General features: G+C 28.5%; 34 protein-coding genes. 29 read left to right on the forward strand and 5 right to left on the reverse strand.

Going from position 1 to position 17,169, the window contains the following annotated elements:
- Positions 1–66 precede the first annotated feature (66 nt).
- The 4 genes from AN161_RS17840 to AN161_RS31115 all read right to left on the reverse strand — a co-directional run bounded on the left by AN161_RS17840 (position 67) and on the right by AN161_RS31115 (position 1,752).
- A complete protein-coding gene (locus tag AN161_RS17840) occupies positions 67–279 on the reverse strand; it encodes a hypothetical protein (RefSeq protein ID WP_053595685.1) in 213 nt (70 codons plus the stop codon).
- A 53-nt stretch (positions 280–332) separates the two neighbouring features.
- The gene (locus AN161_RS29765) at positions 333–503 is read right to left on the reverse strand and encodes a hypothetical protein (RefSeq protein WP_158003045.1); all 171 of its coding nucleotides are present in this window, start codon (positions 501–503) and stop codon (positions 333–335) included.
- A 48-nt stretch (positions 504–551) separates the two neighbouring features.
- Complete coding sequence (locus tag AN161_RS17845) at positions 552–1,025, reverse strand: hypothetical protein (protein ID WP_053595686.1); 474 nt, start codon at positions 1,023–1,025, stop codon at positions 552–554.
- Between the two features lie 109 nt (positions 1,026–1,134).
- Positions 1,135–1,752 carry a DNA-directed RNA polymerase subunit alpha C-terminal domain-containing protein gene (locus tag AN161_RS31115; RefSeq protein ID WP_053595687.1) on the reverse strand — a complete coding sequence of 206 codons (618 nt, stop codon included), beginning with the start codon at positions 1,750–1,752 and terminating at the stop codon, positions 1,135–1,137.
- 1,344 nt (positions 1,753–3,096) lie between these two features.
- Here AN161_RS31115 and AN161_RS17855 point away from each other — a divergent pair.
- The 22 genes from AN161_RS17855 (at position 3,097) to AN161_RS28985 (ending at position 12,749) form a co-directional block, all read left to right on the forward strand.
- Complete coding sequence (locus AN161_RS17855; protein WP_053595688.1) at positions 3,097–3,426, forward strand: hypothetical protein; 330 nt, start codon at positions 3,097–3,099, stop codon at positions 3,424–3,426.
- Between the two features lie 525 nt (positions 3,427–3,951).
- Positions 3,952–5,001: a DUF262 domain-containing protein gene (locus AN161_RS17860; RefSeq protein ID WP_053595689.1), complete on the forward strand. Its 1,050-nt coding sequence runs from the start codon at positions 3,952–3,954 to the stop codon at positions 4,999–5,001.
- Positions 5,002–5,197: 196 nt separating this feature from the next.
- Positions 5,198–5,452, forward strand: coding sequence for a hypothetical protein (locus AN161_RS17865; RefSeq protein ID WP_053595690.1), 255 nt, complete (start codon positions 5,198–5,200; stop codon positions 5,450–5,452).
- 36 nt (positions 5,453–5,488) lie between these two features.
- Positions 5,489–5,629 carry a hypothetical protein gene (locus tag AN161_RS29770; RefSeq protein ID WP_158003046.1) on the forward strand — a complete coding sequence of 47 codons (141 nt, stop codon included), beginning with the start codon at positions 5,489–5,491 and terminating at the stop codon, positions 5,627–5,629.
- A 40-nt stretch (positions 5,630–5,669) separates the two neighbouring features.
- Positions 5,670–6,053 carry a hypothetical protein gene (locus AN161_RS17870; protein ID WP_053595691.1) on the forward strand — a complete coding sequence of 128 codons (384 nt, stop codon included), beginning with the start codon at positions 5,670–5,672 and terminating at the stop codon, positions 6,051–6,053.
- 32 nt (positions 6,054–6,085) lie between these two features.
- Positions 6,086–6,790: a DUF5677 domain-containing protein gene (locus tag AN161_RS17875; protein WP_053595692.1), complete on the forward strand. Its 705-nt coding sequence runs from the start codon at positions 6,086–6,088 to the stop codon at positions 6,788–6,790.
- Positions 6,791–6,828: 38 nt separating this feature from the next.
- Complete coding sequence (locus AN161_RS17880; RefSeq protein ID WP_053595693.1) at positions 6,829–7,056, forward strand: hypothetical protein; 228 nt, start codon at positions 6,829–6,831, stop codon at positions 7,054–7,056.
- A 33-nt stretch (positions 7,057–7,089) separates the two neighbouring features.
- Positions 7,090–7,320 carry a hypothetical protein gene (locus tag AN161_RS17885; RefSeq protein WP_053595694.1) on the forward strand — a complete coding sequence of 77 codons (231 nt, stop codon included), beginning with the start codon at positions 7,090–7,092 and terminating at the stop codon, positions 7,318–7,320.
- A 36-nt stretch (positions 7,321–7,356) separates the two neighbouring features.
- On the forward strand, positions 7,357–7,527 hold the full coding sequence (locus AN161_RS29775; protein ID WP_158003047.1) for a hypothetical protein: 171 nt from the start codon (positions 7,357–7,359) through the stop codon (positions 7,525–7,527).
- A gap of 29 nt (positions 7,528–7,556) precedes the next feature.
- Positions 7,557–7,763 carry a hypothetical protein gene (locus AN161_RS17890; protein WP_053595695.1) on the forward strand — a complete coding sequence of 69 codons (207 nt, stop codon included), beginning with the start codon at positions 7,557–7,559 and terminating at the stop codon, positions 7,761–7,763.
- Positions 7,764–7,814: 51 nt separating this feature from the next.
- Positions 7,815–8,096 (forward strand): hypothetical protein, encoded by a 282-nt coding sequence (locus AN161_RS17895; RefSeq protein ID WP_053595696.1) that lies wholly within the window; start codon positions 7,815–7,817, stop codon positions 8,094–8,096.
- 23 nt (positions 8,097–8,119) lie between these two features.
- Entirely contained in the window at positions 8,120–8,302 is a 183-nt protein-coding gene (locus AN161_RS17900; RefSeq protein ID WP_053595697.1) for a hypothetical protein, read from the forward strand.
- A gap of 29 nt (positions 8,303–8,331) precedes the next feature.
- Positions 8,332–8,520, forward strand: a complete 189-nt coding sequence (locus AN161_RS17905; protein WP_053595698.1) for a hypothetical protein — start codon at positions 8,332–8,334, stop codon at positions 8,518–8,520.
- 34 nt (positions 8,521–8,554) lie between these two features.
- Complete coding sequence (locus tag AN161_RS30695; RefSeq protein ID WP_053595699.1) at positions 8,555–8,779, forward strand: hypothetical protein; 225 nt, start codon at positions 8,555–8,557, stop codon at positions 8,777–8,779.
- A 50-nt stretch (positions 8,780–8,829) separates the two neighbouring features.
- Positions 8,830–9,459 (forward strand): hypothetical protein, encoded by a 630-nt coding sequence (locus AN161_RS17915; protein ID WP_053595700.1) that lies wholly within the window; start codon positions 8,830–8,832, stop codon positions 9,457–9,459.
- Positions 9,460–9,699: 240 nt separating this feature from the next.
- The gene (locus tag AN161_RS17920; RefSeq protein WP_053595701.1) at positions 9,700–10,632 is read left to right on the forward strand and encodes an endonuclease NucS domain-containing protein; all 933 of its coding nucleotides are present in this window, start codon (positions 9,700–9,702) and stop codon (positions 10,630–10,632) included.
- A 150-nt stretch (positions 10,633–10,782) separates the two neighbouring features.
- Positions 10,783–10,932, forward strand: coding sequence for a hypothetical protein (locus AN161_RS29780; RefSeq protein WP_158003048.1), 150 nt, complete (start codon positions 10,783–10,785; stop codon positions 10,930–10,932).
- Positions 10,916–11,335, forward strand: a complete 420-nt coding sequence (locus tag AN161_RS17925) for a hypothetical protein (RefSeq protein ID WP_053595702.1) — start codon at positions 10,916–10,918, stop codon at positions 11,333–11,335. The genes AN161_RS29780 and AN161_RS17925 overlap by 17 nt, the downstream gene beginning before the upstream one ends.
- Before the next feature lie 49 nt (positions 11,336–11,384).
- The gene (locus tag AN161_RS17930; protein ID WP_053595703.1) at positions 11,385–11,756 is read left to right on the forward strand and encodes a hypothetical protein; all 372 of its coding nucleotides are present in this window, start codon (positions 11,385–11,387) and stop codon (positions 11,754–11,756) included.
- A 117-nt stretch (positions 11,757–11,873) separates the two neighbouring features.
- Positions 11,874–12,092 (forward strand): hypothetical protein, encoded by a 219-nt coding sequence (locus AN161_RS17935; protein WP_053595704.1) that lies wholly within the window; start codon positions 11,874–11,876, stop codon positions 12,090–12,092.
- Positions 12,093–12,133: 41 nt separating this feature from the next.
- Positions 12,134–12,586, forward strand: coding sequence for a hypothetical protein (locus tag AN161_RS17940; protein ID WP_053595705.1), 453 nt, complete (start codon positions 12,134–12,136; stop codon positions 12,584–12,586).
- The gene (locus AN161_RS28985) at positions 12,555–12,749 is read left to right on the forward strand and encodes a hypothetical protein (RefSeq protein WP_143114912.1); all 195 of its coding nucleotides are present in this window, start codon (positions 12,555–12,557) and stop codon (positions 12,747–12,749) included. The genes AN161_RS17940 and AN161_RS28985 overlap by 32 nt, the downstream gene beginning before the upstream one ends.
- Positions 12,750–12,805: 56 nt before the next feature.
- On the opposite strand, the gene AN161_RS17945 is transcribed toward AN161_RS28985, so the two are convergent.
- Positions 12,806–13,354, reverse strand: coding sequence for a DUF3267 domain-containing protein (locus AN161_RS17945; protein WP_053595706.1), 549 nt, complete (start codon positions 13,352–13,354; stop codon positions 12,806–12,808).
- A gap of 217 nt (positions 13,355–13,571) precedes the next feature.
- Between AN161_RS17945 and AN161_RS17950 the strand changes: the two genes are divergently transcribed.
- The 7 genes from AN161_RS17950 to AN161_RS17980 all read left to right on the forward strand — a co-directional run bounded on the left by AN161_RS17950 (position 13,572) and on the right by AN161_RS17980 (position 17,023).
- Positions 13,572–13,814, forward strand: coding sequence for a hypothetical protein (locus tag AN161_RS17950; protein WP_053595707.1), 243 nt, complete (start codon positions 13,572–13,574; stop codon positions 13,812–13,814).
- A 36-nt stretch (positions 13,815–13,850) separates the two neighbouring features.
- Positions 13,851–14,051: a hypothetical protein gene (locus AN161_RS17955; protein ID WP_053595708.1), complete on the forward strand. Its 201-nt coding sequence runs from the start codon at positions 13,851–13,853 to the stop codon at positions 14,049–14,051.
- 15 nt (positions 14,052–14,066) lie between these two features.
- Entirely contained in the window at positions 14,067–14,339 is a 273-nt protein-coding gene (locus AN161_RS17960) for a hypothetical protein (RefSeq protein WP_053595709.1), read from the forward strand.
- A gap of 59 nt (positions 14,340–14,398) precedes the next feature.
- The gene (locus AN161_RS17965) at positions 14,399–15,412 is read left to right on the forward strand and encodes a hypothetical protein (protein ID WP_053595710.1); all 1,014 of its coding nucleotides are present in this window, start codon (positions 14,399–14,401) and stop codon (positions 15,410–15,412) included.
- Between the two features lie 36 nt (positions 15,413–15,448).
- Positions 15,449–16,027 carry a hypothetical protein gene (locus AN161_RS17970; RefSeq protein ID WP_053595711.1) on the forward strand — a complete coding sequence of 193 codons (579 nt, stop codon included), beginning with the start codon at positions 15,449–15,451 and terminating at the stop codon, positions 16,025–16,027.
- A gap of 142 nt (positions 16,028–16,169) precedes the next feature.
- Positions 16,170–16,430, forward strand: a complete 261-nt coding sequence (locus AN161_RS17975; protein ID WP_053595712.1) for a hypothetical protein — start codon at positions 16,170–16,172, stop codon at positions 16,428–16,430.
- Positions 16,431–16,555: 125 nt separating this feature from the next.
- Entirely contained in the window at positions 16,556–17,023 is a 468-nt protein-coding gene (locus AN161_RS17980) for a helix-turn-helix transcriptional regulator (protein ID WP_053595713.1), read from the forward strand.
- Positions 17,024–17,169: the final 146 nt, after the last annotated feature.

Here is a 17,169-nt window from a genome sequence, read left to right on the forward strand (position 1 = left end):
GTCTAAATTCGGAATAAATACAAATTATTTTATGTATTTATTTATATAATATTTACTATTATGAAATTAGACAGCTTTGTACCCATTAATATAATGATTTGCATAATCCCACTTGTTTGTATCATAGTTAATTTCTAACGTTAATACTAAGCCATTTTCAAAAACTAAATCATGTTCATAGCTTTCATGTGATTTTTCTTCTTTTTTAAGTTTTGCACCAATTTCTCTATTGCTTAATTCTAAATAGGCAGGTATTGACTTATAATTAATTTTTCTCATTTCTTATATTCTCCAATCTTTTTATTTTATAAAATACTGTTTTTAATTAAAGTTTATTTGTTTTTAAATCTTTCAATACTTTCAATCATTCGTTTTTCGTTCGCTTCTTTGTGTATATCATTCCACCTACACAATAAATTCCATGTAGTTTCAACCTCTGAATTTAAACCATTAAAACCATCCATAATTGAAAGTAATTCGCTTTGTTTTATTTCTATATTCATTCTCCATACACCCTTTACTTGATTATTTTTATAAAATAGTATTTTTAATTAAACTGCAGCACTAATTTTTCGTTCAGCTGTTGATAAGATGCATTTAATATTGTTGATAGTTAAAGCCCAATTGCGAGCTAAAAGCTTGTTTCGCTTGTCAGTTAGCTTGTCATTAAGTTTTACCATTGCATCTGATAATAACTGTTTTACACTAGTTAATTGTTGTGTAGCTTGCTGATAATCTTCTTTAGCAGCTGATACCACACTAGAAGCTAATTCTTTAAAATATGATACAAGTTGTACTGTTGTTGAATTTTCAATTTCTAATTCATTGTTTTGTGTATTTTCTACTTTAACTTCTAACTTAGCTAATTCAGTGTAGTGATCTGTCAACATTGTAATAATTTCACCTTTATGCATTTTGCGTTTTTCTTCACGGTTATACCATGCTAAACCTTCTTTATTTGCTGCTTCCTGCAACTCTTTAGCTTTCATAGTAGATAATACGCTGATTTTGTTTTGTAATTTCATTTTAATTCTCTCCTAAGTGTATATGTATTTTGTGTTGCAACCTCCCTCAAGAAGAGGGAACGCTCACAGCTTAATGCCTGTTTATACTCGCTGTGACGAGTTCGTTTGACTATACGAATTTAATATTTAAAATCTGTTCTATTTCATTTAAAGAATTTCTTCCTAAATTTCTAACTTTCATCATTTCATCAAGAGTAGCATTTTTTACTTGTTGTACTGTGTTATATCCAGCACGTTTTAAACAGTTGAAAGAACGAATGGATAATTCTAATACTTCAATTCCTTGGTTATTATCATTGTTTTGACTGATAATATTGATATACAAAGACATAAATTTATTTTCTAATTTTAAATTACGGTTTTCCTGTTCTTCTTTAGATAGATAGCCTACATGCCCATAATATTCAAAATCAGAAGCTTTAATAATAGCAACTAATTCATTTTGTACATACTCTTCTTTAGATGAAATTCGAGCAATTGTATCTTGAATTAATTCGCTGATACGTTTGGTATTGTCTGTGTCTACAAACTCACGAACAGCGAAGTATTCAACTTCTTCATTTACTGGATTGAATGTTACGATAGTAGCGATAAATGAACGATCATATATAGTTTGACCGTACGAGTTGTGCTCTCTCGACGTGAAATCTACAGCCGATTGGATAGAATTTTTAAAACCCTTAGACGTAACAACCATAATATTTTCAGCAACATTAAATTTTTTCATTATATTTTCCTCCTATTAAGTAAGTACTTTATAAAATTACCTATGCTCGTGTCATCGCTACTTTGTTGCTTTGTACGCTCACTCGTTAGAGGTCTTGGCGACTAGGTGACTTTATAAAGTACTTATTTTTATGTATTTTGTTATTTAAAGTGCAAGTCTTTCATAACTTAATTTCAAGTCTTAATTTTAATATTACTTGGAAGTAAGTTATTTTGTATTTCTTAACTGTCCTTATATTACCATGTATAGATTATATTCGTCAATGGATTTTATGTATTTTATTATTTAATTTTTATTGATCTGTTCAAAACGTTGATATTACAGTGTTTATTAGAAGCATAACATAAATTATTTTGAGTTTCTTCCTATTAAATGAGTAAAACTCAAAATGTGATCTTTACAAAAACAGCAAATGAGAACAAATATTTGCATATGTGTTGGATCACATTCATATTCACAGGAATCAATTTAGATATTTAATCTTTCCTCAAATTTCAGAATAAAAATCTCTAATATATAACAGAAAGTGAAAAATATCGCCACGACTTTTCCAGAAATCTCAAATGAAAAATTCATAATTAATAACAGCGTGCGGAGAATAGAGCTGAAATTTTTTCATGAATATATTTTGCTAGTGGTTTATCAAAAGTGGAAAGTTGATTTTAACATTGAGTTATTGGTGGTTGATGTACTTGTATGAACATAAGGAGGTTTAGAGGTAGTCGCATGTTACATCTAATAAATTTCAATTTAGTGCAAATCTTGATGACTAATGTGAATTGAATAGGCTAAATAGTTAATTTCTACATTAATAAGAAGAGATTCATTAAGTTCTCTCTTTAAGAAATAAATAATAGGCAGCACCAGAGAAGTATTTACAGCCTCTTCGGATCATTTAAAGCTGTAAGTGTAGATTCAACGGAAGATGATTCGCCAACCTCTCTCTAATAAGAAACACGATTTTAAACCAATAAATAAGCAAAAATGGATGAAAAGTTAAAATTAAGTAGATTATTTTTAAAAAACACTTGTATCTTACTTATAAGATATATATAATTTACTTATAGCTTACTTGTAAGTTAAATTTCTGAAAGAACTTAAAAGTATTGATGCACAAGAGTTTAATGAAGTTTATTTGAAATAACCTAACAAAATTGCTGGTCTGTGAGTAGCTGATTTAACGAAGTAGATAACTAAAAAACACATATCACCCATTAATTAGTTATTGTTATTTCGAATGGAATATGAAAAATAATCCAATTTTCAGTTATACAAGTTAAGTTGATGTGATATACTTAAGAGGGGAAAATAAAATAACAAAATAAATAAAAAGGAGAACGGAAAATGATAAATCAATTAAAATTAGTTGTAAATAATTCAGTTGGGTACAATTCAGAGATTAACTATGATAAATATGAGGTTTATAATACTTTATTACATATGAATGAATCAGTAAGAGAAGAGTGTATTAATAATATAAATGAAGAGTACGGCTTTGAGTTAGTTGATAAATATGACTTAGCGCGATATGAAATTTCGATCAATAATTCAAATGAAGAAGTAGAGCTACCTACATTGTTTACACCAAGTTTCACTAAAGATGAAACCGATTACTATAAAGATCAAATGAAAGAGCTGCAAAAAGGTTATATGAAGTTGTTGGCTAATCAGTAGAGTAAAAAGTATATTAATATGTGGTGTAATGACGCTTATTTTTTAAACTTTAAATAAACATATACATAACGTTTTGTAGTGAATGGTATTTAGTGACACAGAGAACAAAAACTCCAGTCTACGATTACGCTAGCAATGCCAAAAGCTATTTATTATATGTGTTTATTTAATATCTCAATATTATTCAAATTAAAGTGTTGGGAGAGGTAATATCAATTATGATCTTGATATATAAAATGCGAAGAAACTATAAGCCTATGTATGAAATTCAGAAAATATAGAATTTGTAAAAATGAAATTTGAAATCTGTAGAATTCCCTAAAGTAAAAATTGAAATGCACAGAATTTCATAAAACGAAATCTCAAAACTATAGAATTAAGAAATCAAAATCGTAGAATTTTACATTTTTAAAAATTGAAATCTGTAGAATTTTATAATACGAAAATAGAGATAGATAGAATCTTGATTTTTTAATTGTGTGATTTTGAAAATTAAAATCAACAGAATTTTAAGGAGTGAGGAAAATGATTAAAGCAAGTATGCCTATGTCAGTTAATAAATTTGAGAAACTTATTGAAGATGAAAGATTGAATTTTGATTTTCCAATTCAAAGAGCAGATGAGCAATGGAATCTAATGCAAAAATCATTACTAGTACAATCATTAATTGTTGATTATTTTATTCCTCCAGTAGTTACTGCTGCAGAAGTAGAAACTAAAGATGGTAAAACAGCAAATACCTATTGTGTTCTTGATGGTAAACAACGTATTACAAACTTAGTTTCGTACTTTAAAGGTGAATATGCTTTACATCCAGATACTCCATCAGTGAACGTTGATGGTACTTATTTTAGTATTGGTAAAATGAAATACGAAGATTTACCTGAACCAGTTAAAATAGAATTTCAAACTAAGACATTAAATATGTATTATCTAAGCGATATAACAGAAGAACAGAAAGTAGAATTATACTATCGTTTAAATAATGGTGTGTACCTAAGTGTTCACCAGAAGAATAAAGCAGTTATGGGTGTAAGCGCATCTATTAAACTAAATAAATTATCAGAACACCCATTTATGACGAAGAATGCATATTTTACTCCATCACAAAAACGTAAAGGAGAAGATCAAGCAGTATTACTTCAAACTTTAATGTTATTTGATGAAGAATATGAGTTGAAGTCATTTGCTAGTGATGAATTAACAAAGTATGCTGAAAGACTACATGAAGAAGTGAATGAAGTGATTTTTGAAGCTTTAGAAAAAGCTATGTCTGTTTTACATGATGCTTATGGAGATGATTCAGACAAGTTTTTATTAAGAAAGATCAATTTACCTACATTAATATATACAATGAAACATTTTGATGATAAAGGCTATAATAAGCAACACCTTATTGAGTGGTTGAAACTTTTCTCCGACACAGTACAAGATAAATCGGATGAGATACCGACTAATTATAAAGAGTTTGCAGGTTCATGGGGAATTAAGAAGGTAAATGTGTTAGGACGATTAGAATCAATTACAAAGCATTTAGACGAGTTCTATATTCAAAAGGTAAAGATTGAAGTGTAAAATTAAATAATAAAATACACAAAATACATTGACTTGTAATTTGTGATTATGGTAATATCAGGTTTAGAATAAATGGTGGCTTCGACTAATTATAAATACTAATTTAAATTTGTAGTTGGAAGTTGTATACCATTTCAGTATCAATTAAAATTGATCTATAAAAGTATAATATTATTTAAAATGGAGGAATGAAATAATGGCAAAATTAACAAATGTTCAGTTAGAAAAAATTCAAAAAAATTTTGAAGTAGATGGAGATATACTTGTGATTAATCATGAAGAAAGTCAATATGTCGGTGATATTTATAAGATTAAACTTAAACCAAACTCATTGATTGATACAGAGCATCATCCAATTAACCTATCTAAGCACTGTATAGAAATGATTAAACAAATTGTAGGCGATGGTATTTCATTTAACAACACTAATACTACGTTTTGGATTCAATGAAATCAGCATTTTATAAAATATAAGGAGGAAGTAATTATGAATATCAAATGTGAAAATTGTAATTGGGAAGGTAAAGAAGAGGATTTAATTCACGTTGCTGATGATTACGGATCAGGGAAGTTAGAAACTTGCCCTAATTGTAAAGATAGTTGGCATTTACATGATGAGGAATACTAGATAATAGAAGTCTTTTATCTAAACGATAGGGAGATACTTTATGGCAGATATCAGATTTGCAGTGAGTGATGATTACCTAAGTGAATTTCAAAAACATTCGATGGAAGGATATATCACATCGTACACTTTAGAGCTAGACTTTTTCGATGAAGTAGAAGTAATTGGTGTTATTAATATAATTTTTGACGTAATTGGGTATGGAATAGATGGTTTTGATGGAGGTATTGATATTTCATATCAAGTTATGTATTTTCAAGATCCATTGAACAAAGAAGATTATCTAGACGATAACGAGGCTTTCATTTATATTTTTTCAAACTATGGAAACGATATAATGACTGTAGTTAACTTAGCTTATGATGCTTTAGATGATTTCTATACAAATGGTACTCCATTGAACAAATTTGCGTATCATTTCAAGTAAAATAAAACAGTGATTTTATAGGAGTAGAGAAGATGGATTTAAACAATATCATGAGTGAAGTAAGAGAAGCTCACTATAGAATTTATGAGCATTCAGTAGAAAATAAACAGGATATAAATGCATTAGATCAATCTTTAATATTCTTATCTAGCAATGCATTTTTGGAATTGAAATCATTGGTAGTATTGGTTGAAAATAAAGCTTATCATGGCACTTATAGTTTATGTAGGAGCATATTAGAAAAATTTATTTATATGAGATACATTTTAGAAAAAGATTCAATGAACCGAGCTGAAGACTTTCAATTATCAAATTTAAAATCTTGGATCGAGATATACGAAAAAACTAAAAAGATGTATCCAGAACAAGTGCCACCTATTGATAAAAACGAATTAAATGAATGTAAAAAACCATTCATTTCTTCTAAAGATAAATATAAATGGTATTGTGGTAGTGGTACTAATTCAATTTCAAGGTTATTTAAATATTTTAAAAAAGATAAGTATGGATATTATTACATGAAGTATAGTGGTGAAACACACGGTAATGATTCGATCGCAAAATTTATAGATACTTTTAAATTAAATTATGACAAAGAACAATATGATAATTCAGAGGTTGTGTACATTGCGTTAGAGGCTTTTTGTGATATTTTAAAATCACTAATTGACCACTACAATCTCAAAGAGATAGTTACTTATTCTAATATTTATGAAGAATATACAGTGAAATTATAAGATAAAATGAAGTTATTATTAAAAGGAAGGTGAAGCGAATGTCAAAACAACCTGTGCCAAATTATATTTTAAAGAAGGCTTTACAACTGAATGAGCTAGATGCAAAACAGAAGAAATTGATCTCTGAAATTAAAAATTGGATGAATTTAAGTGGCTACTCTTATGATGATATTGTAAATGAAAATGGCATATTAATGAAATTGGCGATTGGTGAATTTGAAAATATAGATGATATCAAACAAGCTTTTGATAACTTAAATAAATGATATAGAACTATTATTAAAATTAGGAGTGATTATATGTATGAACGTGTTAAAGGTGTATTTAATCCAAAAAATTTAGATACTTTAAAAGAAGAATTTAAAAGTGAGATAGGTAAAACTTTAATATTTAGATATGCATGGTTAATGGATGATGACGATCCATTTCCTAATGAATGGGCTTTGATTTGTGAAAGTGAAAAATCAACACTGCATAGAATATGGATTCCTAAATTTGATTTAGATAATATTGAAATCCTAGAAGACTAACATTAATAGAACTATTAGAAAAGGGGAGAAACAGTTATGAAATTCGAAGTCCAATATGAGCAAAAGTCTACTCGTATAATGATAGTTGAAGCTGATTCATTAGAAGAAGCCGAGAAAAAGGCATTTGATGGTGAATACGAAGATGATTGGGAAGAGGATTCTTCAGAATTTAGAATCCTTGATATTAAAGAAAGTGAAAATCAGTAGAACTATTATCAAATAAAAAAGGAGAAATTATGTCAAAAATAAAAGAAGTAAAATGCTCATCTTGTGGTAAACCATTCAAAGATGATGGGAGTGATATTGTTTGTACTGATGTGCGAGGGGGCAGCTCAAAAGATTACTTACATGAAGGATGTCATTACGGATTCCTTGCTGAATGGACTACTAACAACTGGATGGATTATGAGGAATTTATAGATGCTACTACAGAAGATGAATAATTATCATAGTTAGATAAAACACATCTATTATAGAAAGTGAGGTGAATGATCTTGAGAAATATGCCGTATGAAATAAAACAAAAGCTACGTCAATATAACAAAGCGAATCTTAAGGCGAAGTCTTTACACGATGAATTGGTGGAAATTTTTGAAGAATACGGAGTCCCTTATGAAAACTTAACTGCAAATCAAGAGTATGGTGACTATCAGGAAGAAAATTCAACAGAAGGTCTTGCATTTATTAATAACAACGAAGGGGATATTGAAGAGAATATTGCTGAAATTGAAGAAGTATTTTTGCACTTTGTTAATCGAAACAGCAGATCGGTATGAAAAAAATGTCAAGGAGGGTTTATGTGGGAGAAATTGTTTTTAATGATGGTAAATGGGGAATTGTCAAATTCGAAAATGGTGTTAGAGCGTTTAGTTATAGTGGTAGAACAACAAGAATTCATGACAATAGGTTTGAAATAATGAAACAAAGTTCTATTCCGAAGTACATAAAAGAGAAAATGATTGAAGTCCTTGATTCATATTGAATAAATATAGTATGTAGGAGCGATATACAGTGAATGCAAATATGAAAATAGTTAGAGATTGGATAATCACGCAGTCATACGAAACTGCAATTATTGAATTAGAAGGAGAGTACGATACTGTTCCGAATGAAGTGTATAAAGCTTATTACTGCTTATCATACATAGAAAAATTAAAAGTTTTTAGAAATGCAGTAAATCATATTATTAAAAACTACTAAACGAGAAAATTTATTTAAGAAAGGACGATTATACATGGCGTATCAAACACCCACATGTAGTTGTGGTGGAAAGCTGTTATTTGTCGAATTAGAATACACAGAAGTTCATTACAGAATAACTAAAAAGGGAGAAAAATCTAAAAAAGTTTACGATAAGGTTGATAAAATTGGAGTAAATGAACAGTTGATGAAGTGTGAAGATTGTGGAAATCGTTATTCCTGGAATCATGATGATAAGGGAAGAATTATTATTGGTTAAAACAGTAAAATGTTATTAAAGTATAAAATACATAAAAGGATATTAATTGAATGAGTAAGGAGAGTACAATTCGGCTACAAATACCAACTGAAGTTGTTAGAAATATTGGATTTAAAATTGATGAGAAGTCATTTGCTATTTATGCATTTTTACTTTATCAGAAATTTCGTTCTCGTGATAAGAATGACCCTATACTTCAAATTGATCATGTCGTTATGAAGAATAATTTAGGTATCAATGACAATAGAACATTAAAAAGATGCTTTAAAGTGCTTTATGACCAAAAGTTAATTAAGAATGAGATAAGTAAATTTCCAACCAATGGACAATTAAAAGTTGAACTGTTGTATCCATACAGAAAAGATTGGTTCACGCAGCTACCTTTAAAATCACTAAATAGAATTGAAGAAATAGGTCATCATGGATATCGCTTGATGTATTACTATGAATCATACATAAACAGAAATGACATATCACAAGACTACTGTTATCCATCGTACATATCTATTAGAGATGATTTAAAAATAAGTGACGATACTTTGACTAAATACAATACCCAATTAAAAAAGTTAAAGTTAATCACTATAACTAAACACGAGGTACAATTTGATAATCCATTAGATGAAAATAGATTCACAAGATTCAATAACCATTACCGTGTTAATTTATTTAATGTTTAATTGTAGATAGAGGAGGAAGAAGAAAAAGGTAATTACGATTCTCACTTTTCGATAGAAAATGAAATCGTATATACTGGTTCTTAATGTATATTATGTATCTTGTTCTTTATACACCCCAATTTATGCAAGGGCGATTAGCATATTTTATCCGTCGAATTAGCATTTTAACTCCTTAAGGGTTGCAAGAATCGGGGTAAGGGAATTTCAATGTTAAAAATGAACATAGAAAAGGAGGATTTAATGAAGTATAAAATGCCGTTAAAATACATCTTAAATGAAGATAGAATGATTACAGATGTCGTATTTACAATTATTTTCGCTATAATAAATAGCGAAAACTTTACCAATGGTTCTGATTATAAAATAAAAAATAGTGAATTAAAGTATCTATTGGGTGTAACTGATAATCGAACCGTTAATAAAAATTTAGAGATAATTAAAAAAATGAATATAATAGAAGATTACGTAATTACAAATAGAGGAATCTTAATTGTAAAAAGGATTACAGTACCAGAAGAGATGTGGAAGGTGGAATTACCTGATTTAATTTTCAATAAACACAGAGTAATATGGATTATTTTTTATTTAAATTATTATCGTACACTTCAATTAGAGAATCAGGATAAATATTATTTTAGCTTTGTGTCTACTAAGAATATGTCTTCAGTTTTAAATTGTTCCGAGGAAACTATGACAAGAGCGTTAGAAGAATTAAAAGCAAATAATAATTATAAAATTTTAACTGAAAAATTCATATTTCCAATAAAGGACAAACACAGGATAATCCTACCGAAGATCAAAAATAATCCAAGAACTACTGATGACGAACGAAAACTAGAGGATTATTTACAAAATAACATAAGTTTAATTGAAGAAGGAATGACTTTTATCGATAGACAAGTACCTGTAGATCATGGATTTATCGATATCGTAGCGAGAGATAAAAACGGTAGTAAGTGTGTTATCGAGTTGAAATCTGTAAATAATGATAAAAGATTACCTTATCAATGCTTATATTATCCAACACAAATAAAAGGAAATACTAGGATGTTAGTAGTAGCACCAGATTATCGTGAAGACATGTTGGTGAGCCTAAATAAGCTTGATGTTGAATTATATACATATGAAATGTCGAATGATGATTACATAATTAACAGATTTGGGGTTAGGTAAAATAAGCTTTAATTAAACCGTAGAGAACGTATATTAATTGGATATATAAAGTGTACCGAAAAGCATTAAGATAGCTAAAATCAATTGCAAATAATATTAAAAGTTAAATAAAAGATAGATATTATAAGAATGATTAGGAGGAGAGAACCTATGAGCAATGATGTAGTGTATGAAGGAGATATTGTAATCATAAATGACAAAGAAAAAATATCGTCATCTGAAAATAGGAAAGCATTAGAAAATGGAGTGCCTTATTTCGTTACAAAATTAGGAGTATCTAAAGGTGCCTTTTTATATTGAGGTTTATGGAAAAAGTATTCTGCTATTTGATTCAGATATGCCTAATATTGAACATATAACAATTGCAGAAAGATGTGAATATAAAGTGGGAGATCACATAGCTATAGTGAACATTAATAGAGTAGATAATGCTGAAGAGAATGGATTTTACGAAGGAGTTGATTACAAAATAACTAATACTGTTGGAGATAGAGACATTATAATTACCAATAACAAAACAGAATTGTGGATAAAAGAAAATGAATTTCCATATATCAAACAAGTAAATTCTCTTGCCCCAATTATAAGTGAAACGACTGTTGATAGCACAAAAGATATTCAAAAATTAATTGATGAAGCTTTAGATTGTAGGGATTTTAAAACTCTTGAAAAATTAGTAACTAAGCTAAACGCAATTAAATAATAACTGAATATTATATAAAAAAATACATAACAAAAGGATTGAATGCACCTTGAATATATTAGAGTTAATCAATAAAAGTCCATACAATTGTGATTTAGTAGAGTGTGAATTTCTATTGAATCATTATAAAAGTTTAGACAATACATATGATTTCAAGATGAAAGTTAGAGCAATAGAAAGACAAATAAAGAAGTTAACAAAACCGAAACAAAAACTACAATGGGAATTGGACGCAGAGGAATATATAGAAATCACTAAAAGATGGGAATCTTTAGGTTGTTATTGGAAAGATAACTCATATTATTGTAAATGGTATTATAAAGATAAAGAGTTTTATATGTGGTGGAGTGGATCTCATATTTCAGACAATATTATAAAAGCTAGAGAAGCTGATAAATTGCTAGACAAGTTTTTTACTTGATGGTGAGTTTGACATAGGTGATATTGCACCTTGTCCAGACGGATTCACATTTGATGATGTAAGTAAGGCAATTAACAATTATGAACAATTTGTAAGTAGAAAATAAGGGGGATTCAGGTGATTGAAACAAGTCCTACTAAAGAAGAATTAGCTAATGAGATAAAAGTTCTTAGAGGATATATTCATGAAATATCGGAAGTGTGGCACAGTTATCACATAGATGGTATTTCAAAGAAAAAGTATATCAATAAAGTAAATAAAGTTCTAAATAAATATTATTCAAATGAAGAAATCGATTTAGATATATCTGAATTAACGCATGAACTATTTCCATAAAAGTGATTTATTATAAAAATACATAAATAAGGGGAATTAATATGAAGCCTTCAACACATAAGAAGATTAAAAAATTTAAATCAAAATCTCTCAATACATATTACAAAATCATGTATCCGTTAGCATGGCTAATTGATAAATTTGAGAAGTATAAATACGAACGGCTTAAGCGTAAAGTGACTCCAGAATATGCTGCAAAGTTACTCTCAAAAGAAATTTATAAATATCAATGCAAAAGCATTTATGACAATGAATCATACGTAGTCATTGCTGATTATGTAGATACTGAAGAGTATATTGATCCATATCGTGCAATCAAATATTTTACAAATTTCAAGTCTAAAGCAAGAAAGATAAGTAAAATATTGAATCGTAAGGATATCAACGAAAGTTTCTTTAATAAAGTCATGGAAGAGTTCAATAAGATAAATGAATATACATTCGTAAAGGTAATTGATAACAATGCACAATATAAATGGGGTAGACGAAGCTAAACGCTACATAGAATATCAACGACATAACTTACGTAAACCACGTACATATACATATTCAGCAGGATACTCTAATTACGGTGATTTTGTACCTTTTAGAAATTTACTATTACAGATGGGTGAGCAATTAAATAAGGAAGAGGTAGTAGGTCAGTTAAGGTATTAAATAATAGGATAGTATTAAATAAAGATAAATATTTTTGAAGTTACTGAGTACAGAACTTATAAATATCCTCTGTACTCAGTTTTGTTAGCAACTCCTATATAACAGCACTTTTGGAATTTCTTCGCTATACTAAATTGTGCTAGATCATTAATACAAGTGAGCAAATGAATTCCAAGGATCATTACGAGCAGTGGTATGAAAGAAGTAAAAATAGTCATTAAAATAACTAAGAAGGAAGAAATAATCATTAATGGTGATATTGAAATAATCATCAAATCTTCTCTTTTTATTGCTCCGTTAACAGTGTTGGATAATATATTTAATTTAGGCTCATACCCAAACGCTTTAAAAGGAATATAATGACATAACTCATGTATGGGGATAACCAATAAAAAGGATAAAATAACAAGTATAAATGTTTTATTTAGTGATAATGAATAATCGAACAATTCAATTTTCATCATATAACCAGAGGATAATACTAATGCATATGCAATTAATCTAACAGTAAAGCTTTCTTTAATTGTGGTTGAATTTACACAATTATTTAAATTATATTTCTCTAACATTTGTTTATCTAAAGAATCTTGAGTAAGTATTTCCAAAGTTATCACATCCTTTGATTTTAAAATTAAGATATATCAACCTTTATTATATGCACTAAACAATTTAATTATGCTGCTTCAAAAAGGACATGTTTATTTTATATAATAAAATACATGAATATATTGAAATGAGTAAAATGTGGTGTTAATATGATTATAAGAAGTAATTAAATTAGTTAATAGAACCGTTTTATAAAACTAAAGGAGGAAGAGGTAAATGAATGAAAAGCTGCAAGAGATTATCGATTATTTAAATGATGGTATTAATTATGATAAGCGAAATTTCATCAAGGAACTATCAATGAATTGTGATGATACAATGGGATTTTCTCCAGATGAATTACGTATTATGTGGGGCAGTAGGTTGACAGGAGATTTAGATTCGTATAATGAGGAATTCTTCAATAAAGTCATCGAATCGGTAGTAAAAGTAATCGGATCGTTTAAAGATAATTATTAAGTAAAAGAGGAGTTTTATTAAAAGGAGGAATTATGAATGAAACAAATAATGCATCAAGAGATATTGGAATTTACATATAACACACGAGAAGAAAGAGATATGCATGTAGAAGCAATGGAAGCTCAAGGGTGGGAGAATGGTGGGAAAGTAAGAAGATTAAAAAACGGAGTTTCTATTTGGGATTCCGACAACAAAGATAATTACGAATGGTTTGCTGATTTTTGGAAGTATTATTAAAGGAGGAAATACATAATGAAACGAAAATTAGTATTAGTAGGAATGTTAGGATTTACAATTTTATTTGGATGTAGTCAAAGTGATGAGGGAAATGTATACGCTAGTGATCAAGGTGAGATGAATGTAATGTCAGTAGATAGAGTACACAATGGTGACGCAGTTATACTAAAACATAAAGATACAGGTTGCTACTATACATATGTCAGAGGTACTGGTAGCAGCACATCTTCTGCTCCAACTCAAATGATGGTTGTGAAAGATGGAGTTGTTGTTCCGTATTGTGATTAATTAAATAAATTGATTCTTTTATTAAAGTTTAAAAATACATAAAACGGAGGAATGGAGTAATGGTTAATGATGTTATTGCAAAAGCAATTCAAATGGAAGTAGAAGCTCAAGTAGAGAGCTATGTTGGGAAATATGAGAATTTAAAAAAGAATTATGTAAAACTAAGTGATGATCATATAAAATTAAAAGCTGAAAGTAGTGAGCTACTTTCTAAATTAAAACAACTAGAAGCGATAAAATCATTCTCTGATAACATAACTATTGAGACAATTGAAAGTGCGGTTATTTGCAACTTGAATTATAATCCTACTGATATTTCATTTAGTGGTATGCGTAGTGAAGAAATTCCAATGTGGTTTAAAATCCTCTGTCGCTACTTTGACAATAAAAATGAAATTTTAAATCTATTTAACATTTTCAATATCGAGTACCCTAACTGGGCAAAAGATATAATACTTCCTAGTCATTATAATAAACAGCAACTAAAGTTATGTTTGAATAATTCAGGTCAATTATATGTATGTAACGGTCAAATTTACGAAGGTAACATGGGTTTTTATTATACGTACCATCGCAGACATAACTTTGATTTGGAGACTGTATTCAAGCGTGAGTCTTATGTAGAAATTCCTTTCCAATTACTTCTGAAAAATAAACTACTGATTGAAGATGATGAGTTATTCGATTTATTACTAGAAAAATTACATAACGAGGCATCACACATTTCGTATTTTATGAAGTTAGTTTACTATCAAGACGTTCCTATAGATAAAGTATTAAAATTGCTGTCTCCAACTAAAAGTGGTGCTATTAATTACAAATCAATTGTCGGAAAGTATCCAGAACTCCTTAAAAGCGAGCATGTTGGTGAAAGTTTAAAACAAGGTATTTCAGAAAATGGATATTCTGAGTTGTACTTACTGAAGTTTAATAAAGAAGTCCAAAAAGAATACCTTTTGAATCGTGAGAATAAAGACTTGAAATTTGTAGAATTGATTGATAAATCTATGGAATTTAATACAGAAGAAAAAGCAGAGTTAATTAAATTATGCTATATGAATAAAGTTAAATAATAGTCACGTTTTATAAAAAACTAAAGGAGTGATTTTTTGGCTAAATGGGAAAAAAGGTTTAAAGAAATCTTAAGTAGTGAAAGAAAAAAGCATTATGCTGTATGGGAACTGGCTGATAATCTTGAAAAGATAATTCATGGATTCAGTCCAATTAGTAGAGAAGAATTAAAGAAAGAGATTACGCCTATCATTGATAGTACAGAACTCGTAGAGTCAGTTATATCAGAAATTAAATATGAAAACAGATATGAGAAGTCTGATTGTGAAGAAAATAATATGATACTAACTATTAATATAACTGGAGATTTTAAAGGTAGTATAGTAATTAAAACTGGTAGAGGTACTAGAGATAATGGGACAGAAAGAACCCCTATATTTTACGTATCTAGTTATGACAAAAATGTTTATTCAAATAAAATAAGTGAAATGAAGCGAATGTACAAGAAATATCATAATTATTCATTAGAGGTAATAATTGATTTATTTTTTGATAGACAATCGTATCTAAGCTATGATGATCGTTTTAAGGTTTATGAAATAAGTAATAAAAAGCCATCTTCTTATGATGATTCAATAAAAGGATACATAAAATCATACGATGATAAAAAGGATTGAGAATTACAAAAAAGAGCTTTTGGTAATTTAAATAAATTAAAGCACAGTGAAGATATTATGAAATTTGCTGAGGAAAATTTGGATGGGGTAAGTGAAAGTATTACATATGAATGGACTGAATATAGATTATAGGAGTGGGATAATGGATTATAACAAGATATTGAAAAATACAATAACTGCAATAAATTATGAAAATCCAAATATAATTAAACTAAAATCAGATGGTAATGATAAGAAATTTGATTTAGATTGGAATACTTCCCAAAAGATATCAAAATTAATAAATAGACAGTACTATTTTGGAACAGATATTAAACTTGATACCGAAAAAGAATTTTTACAAACTTTTAAAGAATTGCTGAAAATTAAAAGAGCCTTAAAGATTATGAAGAGTGAAAACTAATACTTAATAATATATTTGTATTGTTTAATATTAATGATGTGAAATTGACTCAAGAAGTTTAAAATGATATCTTCTACATAAACAGCTAGTTTATTTATTAGCTTTTTAAACAGAAGGGTGATTTTATGTCAAATAATAAAAATGTTGATTCAAGAGAGTTTTATTATTTAAGTCCTATAATTGGGAGAAGTATAAAAGTGTTCCGTAAGTCAAATAAGCTTACTATGGAGGAAGTCTCTAATCGTACAGGATATTCAGCTCAAGCCATTAGTTTATGTGAACGTGCAAAGAGAATGCCGTCTTCAGACTTACTGCTTAAATTGGCTGCAGTTTATCAAGTTTCAGAAGAAGAATTATTTAGACTAAGAGAAGAGACTATTATTGATACCGTTCAAACTTATGGAGAAAAATCACCAGTTAGTATACGTAACGAATTTGATACTATCATGAATACTAAATATAGCAAAAATACACATCCTAGCAATCGATCACAAAATGATCGTATTTCATTAGGTGATGGAGAGTATGCAACTGATGAAGAATTGATATTAGCTAAAGCCTTTATAATTACACTTCGTTCAATTAAGAAGTAGTTATGTTATAATCAACGGAAAAGGAGTGTTGTTATATTATGGGTTTCTTTTCAAACAATTCTAATACTAAGTCAGTTAATGTATTTAAATATCATGAAAAGGTAGCTAATAGTTTAAACGCAGGAAGAAAGTATTTGTCAGAAGTA

Source organism: Lysinibacillus sp. FJAT-14222 (genome assembly GCF_001278875.1).
GTDB lineage: Bacteria > Bacillota > Bacilli > Bacillales_A > Planococcaceae > Lysinibacillus > Lysinibacillus agricola.

Bases quoted from the DNA above. Each gene is read 5' to 3' on its own strand.
- AN161_RS17840 (WP_053595685.1), bottom strand. From the start codon at position 279: ATGAGAAAAATTAATTATAAGTCAATACCTGCCTATTTAGAATTAAGC.
- AN161_RS29765 (WP_158003045.1), bottom strand. From the start codon at position 503: ATGAATATAGAAATAAAACAAAGCGAATTACTTTCAATTATGGATGGT.
- AN161_RS17845 (WP_053595686.1), bottom strand. From the start codon at position 1,025: ATGAAATTACAAAACAAAATCAGCGTATTATCTACTATGAAAGCTAAA.
- AN161_RS31115 (WP_053595687.1), bottom strand. From the start codon at position 1,752: ATGAAAAAATTTAATGTTGCTGAAAATATTATGGTTGTTACGTCTAAG.
- AN161_RS17855 (WP_053595688.1), top strand. From the start codon at position 3,097: ATGATAAATCAATTAAAATTAGTTGTAAATAATTCAGTTGGGTACAAT.
- AN161_RS17860 (WP_053595689.1), top strand. From the start codon at position 3,952: ATGATTAAAGCAAGTATGCCTATGTCAGTTAATAAATTTGAGAAACTT.
- AN161_RS17865 (WP_053595690.1), top strand. From the start codon at position 5,198: ATGGCAAAATTAACAAATGTTCAGTTAGAAAAAATTCAAAAAAATTTT.
- AN161_RS29770 (WP_158003046.1), top strand. From the start codon at position 5,489: ATGAATATCAAATGTGAAAATTGTAATTGGGAAGGTAAAGAAGAGGAT.
- AN161_RS17870 (WP_053595691.1), top strand. From the start codon at position 5,670: ATGGCAGATATCAGATTTGCAGTGAGTGATGATTACCTAAGTGAATTT.
- AN161_RS17875 (WP_053595692.1), top strand. From the start codon at position 6,086: ATGGATTTAAACAATATCATGAGTGAAGTAAGAGAAGCTCACTATAGA.
- AN161_RS17880 (WP_053595693.1), top strand. From the start codon at position 6,829: ATGTCAAAACAACCTGTGCCAAATTATATTTTAAAGAAGGCTTTACAA.
- AN161_RS17885 (WP_053595694.1), top strand. From the start codon at position 7,090: ATGTATGAACGTGTTAAAGGTGTATTTAATCCAAAAAATTTAGATACT.
- AN161_RS29775 (WP_158003047.1), top strand. From the start codon at position 7,357: ATGAAATTCGAAGTCCAATATGAGCAAAAGTCTACTCGTATAATGATA.
- AN161_RS17890 (WP_053595695.1), top strand. From the start codon at position 7,557: ATGTCAAAAATAAAAGAAGTAAAATGCTCATCTTGTGGTAAACCATTC.
- AN161_RS30695 (WP_053595699.1), top strand. From the start codon at position 8,555: ATGGCGTATCAAACACCCACATGTAGTTGTGGTGGAAAGCTGTTATTT.
- AN161_RS17915 (WP_053595700.1), top strand. From the start codon at position 8,830: ATGAGTAAGGAGAGTACAATTCGGCTACAAATACCAACTGAAGTTGTT.
- AN161_RS17920 (WP_053595701.1), top strand. From the start codon at position 9,700: ATGAAGTATAAAATGCCGTTAAAATACATCTTAAATGAAGATAGAATG.
- AN161_RS29780 (WP_158003048.1), top strand. From the start codon at position 10,783: ATGAGCAATGATGTAGTGTATGAAGGAGATATTGTAATCATAAATGAC.
- AN161_RS17940 (WP_053595705.1), top strand. From the start codon at position 12,134: ATGAAGCCTTCAACACATAAGAAGATTAAAAAATTTAAATCAAAATCT.
- AN161_RS28985 (WP_143114912.1), top strand. From the start codon at position 12,555: ATGCACAATATAAATGGGGTAGACGAAGCTAAACGCTACATAGAATAT.
- AN161_RS17950 (WP_053595707.1), top strand. From the start codon at position 13,572: ATGAATGAAAAGCTGCAAGAGATTATCGATTATTTAAATGATGGTATT.
- AN161_RS17955 (WP_053595708.1), top strand. From the start codon at position 13,851: ATGAAACAAATAATGCATCAAGAGATATTGGAATTTACATATAACACA.
- AN161_RS17960 (WP_053595709.1), top strand. From the start codon at position 14,067: ATGAAACGAAAATTAGTATTAGTAGGAATGTTAGGATTTACAATTTTA.
- AN161_RS17965 (WP_053595710.1), top strand. From the start codon at position 14,399: ATGGTTAATGATGTTATTGCAAAAGCAATTCAAATGGAAGTAGAAGCT.
- AN161_RS17975 (WP_053595712.1), top strand. From the start codon at position 16,170: ATGGATTATAACAAGATATTGAAAAATACAATAACTGCAATAAATTAT.
- AN161_RS17980 (WP_053595713.1), top strand. From the start codon at position 16,556: ATGTCAAATAATAAAAATGTTGATTCAAGAGAGTTTTATTATTTAAGT.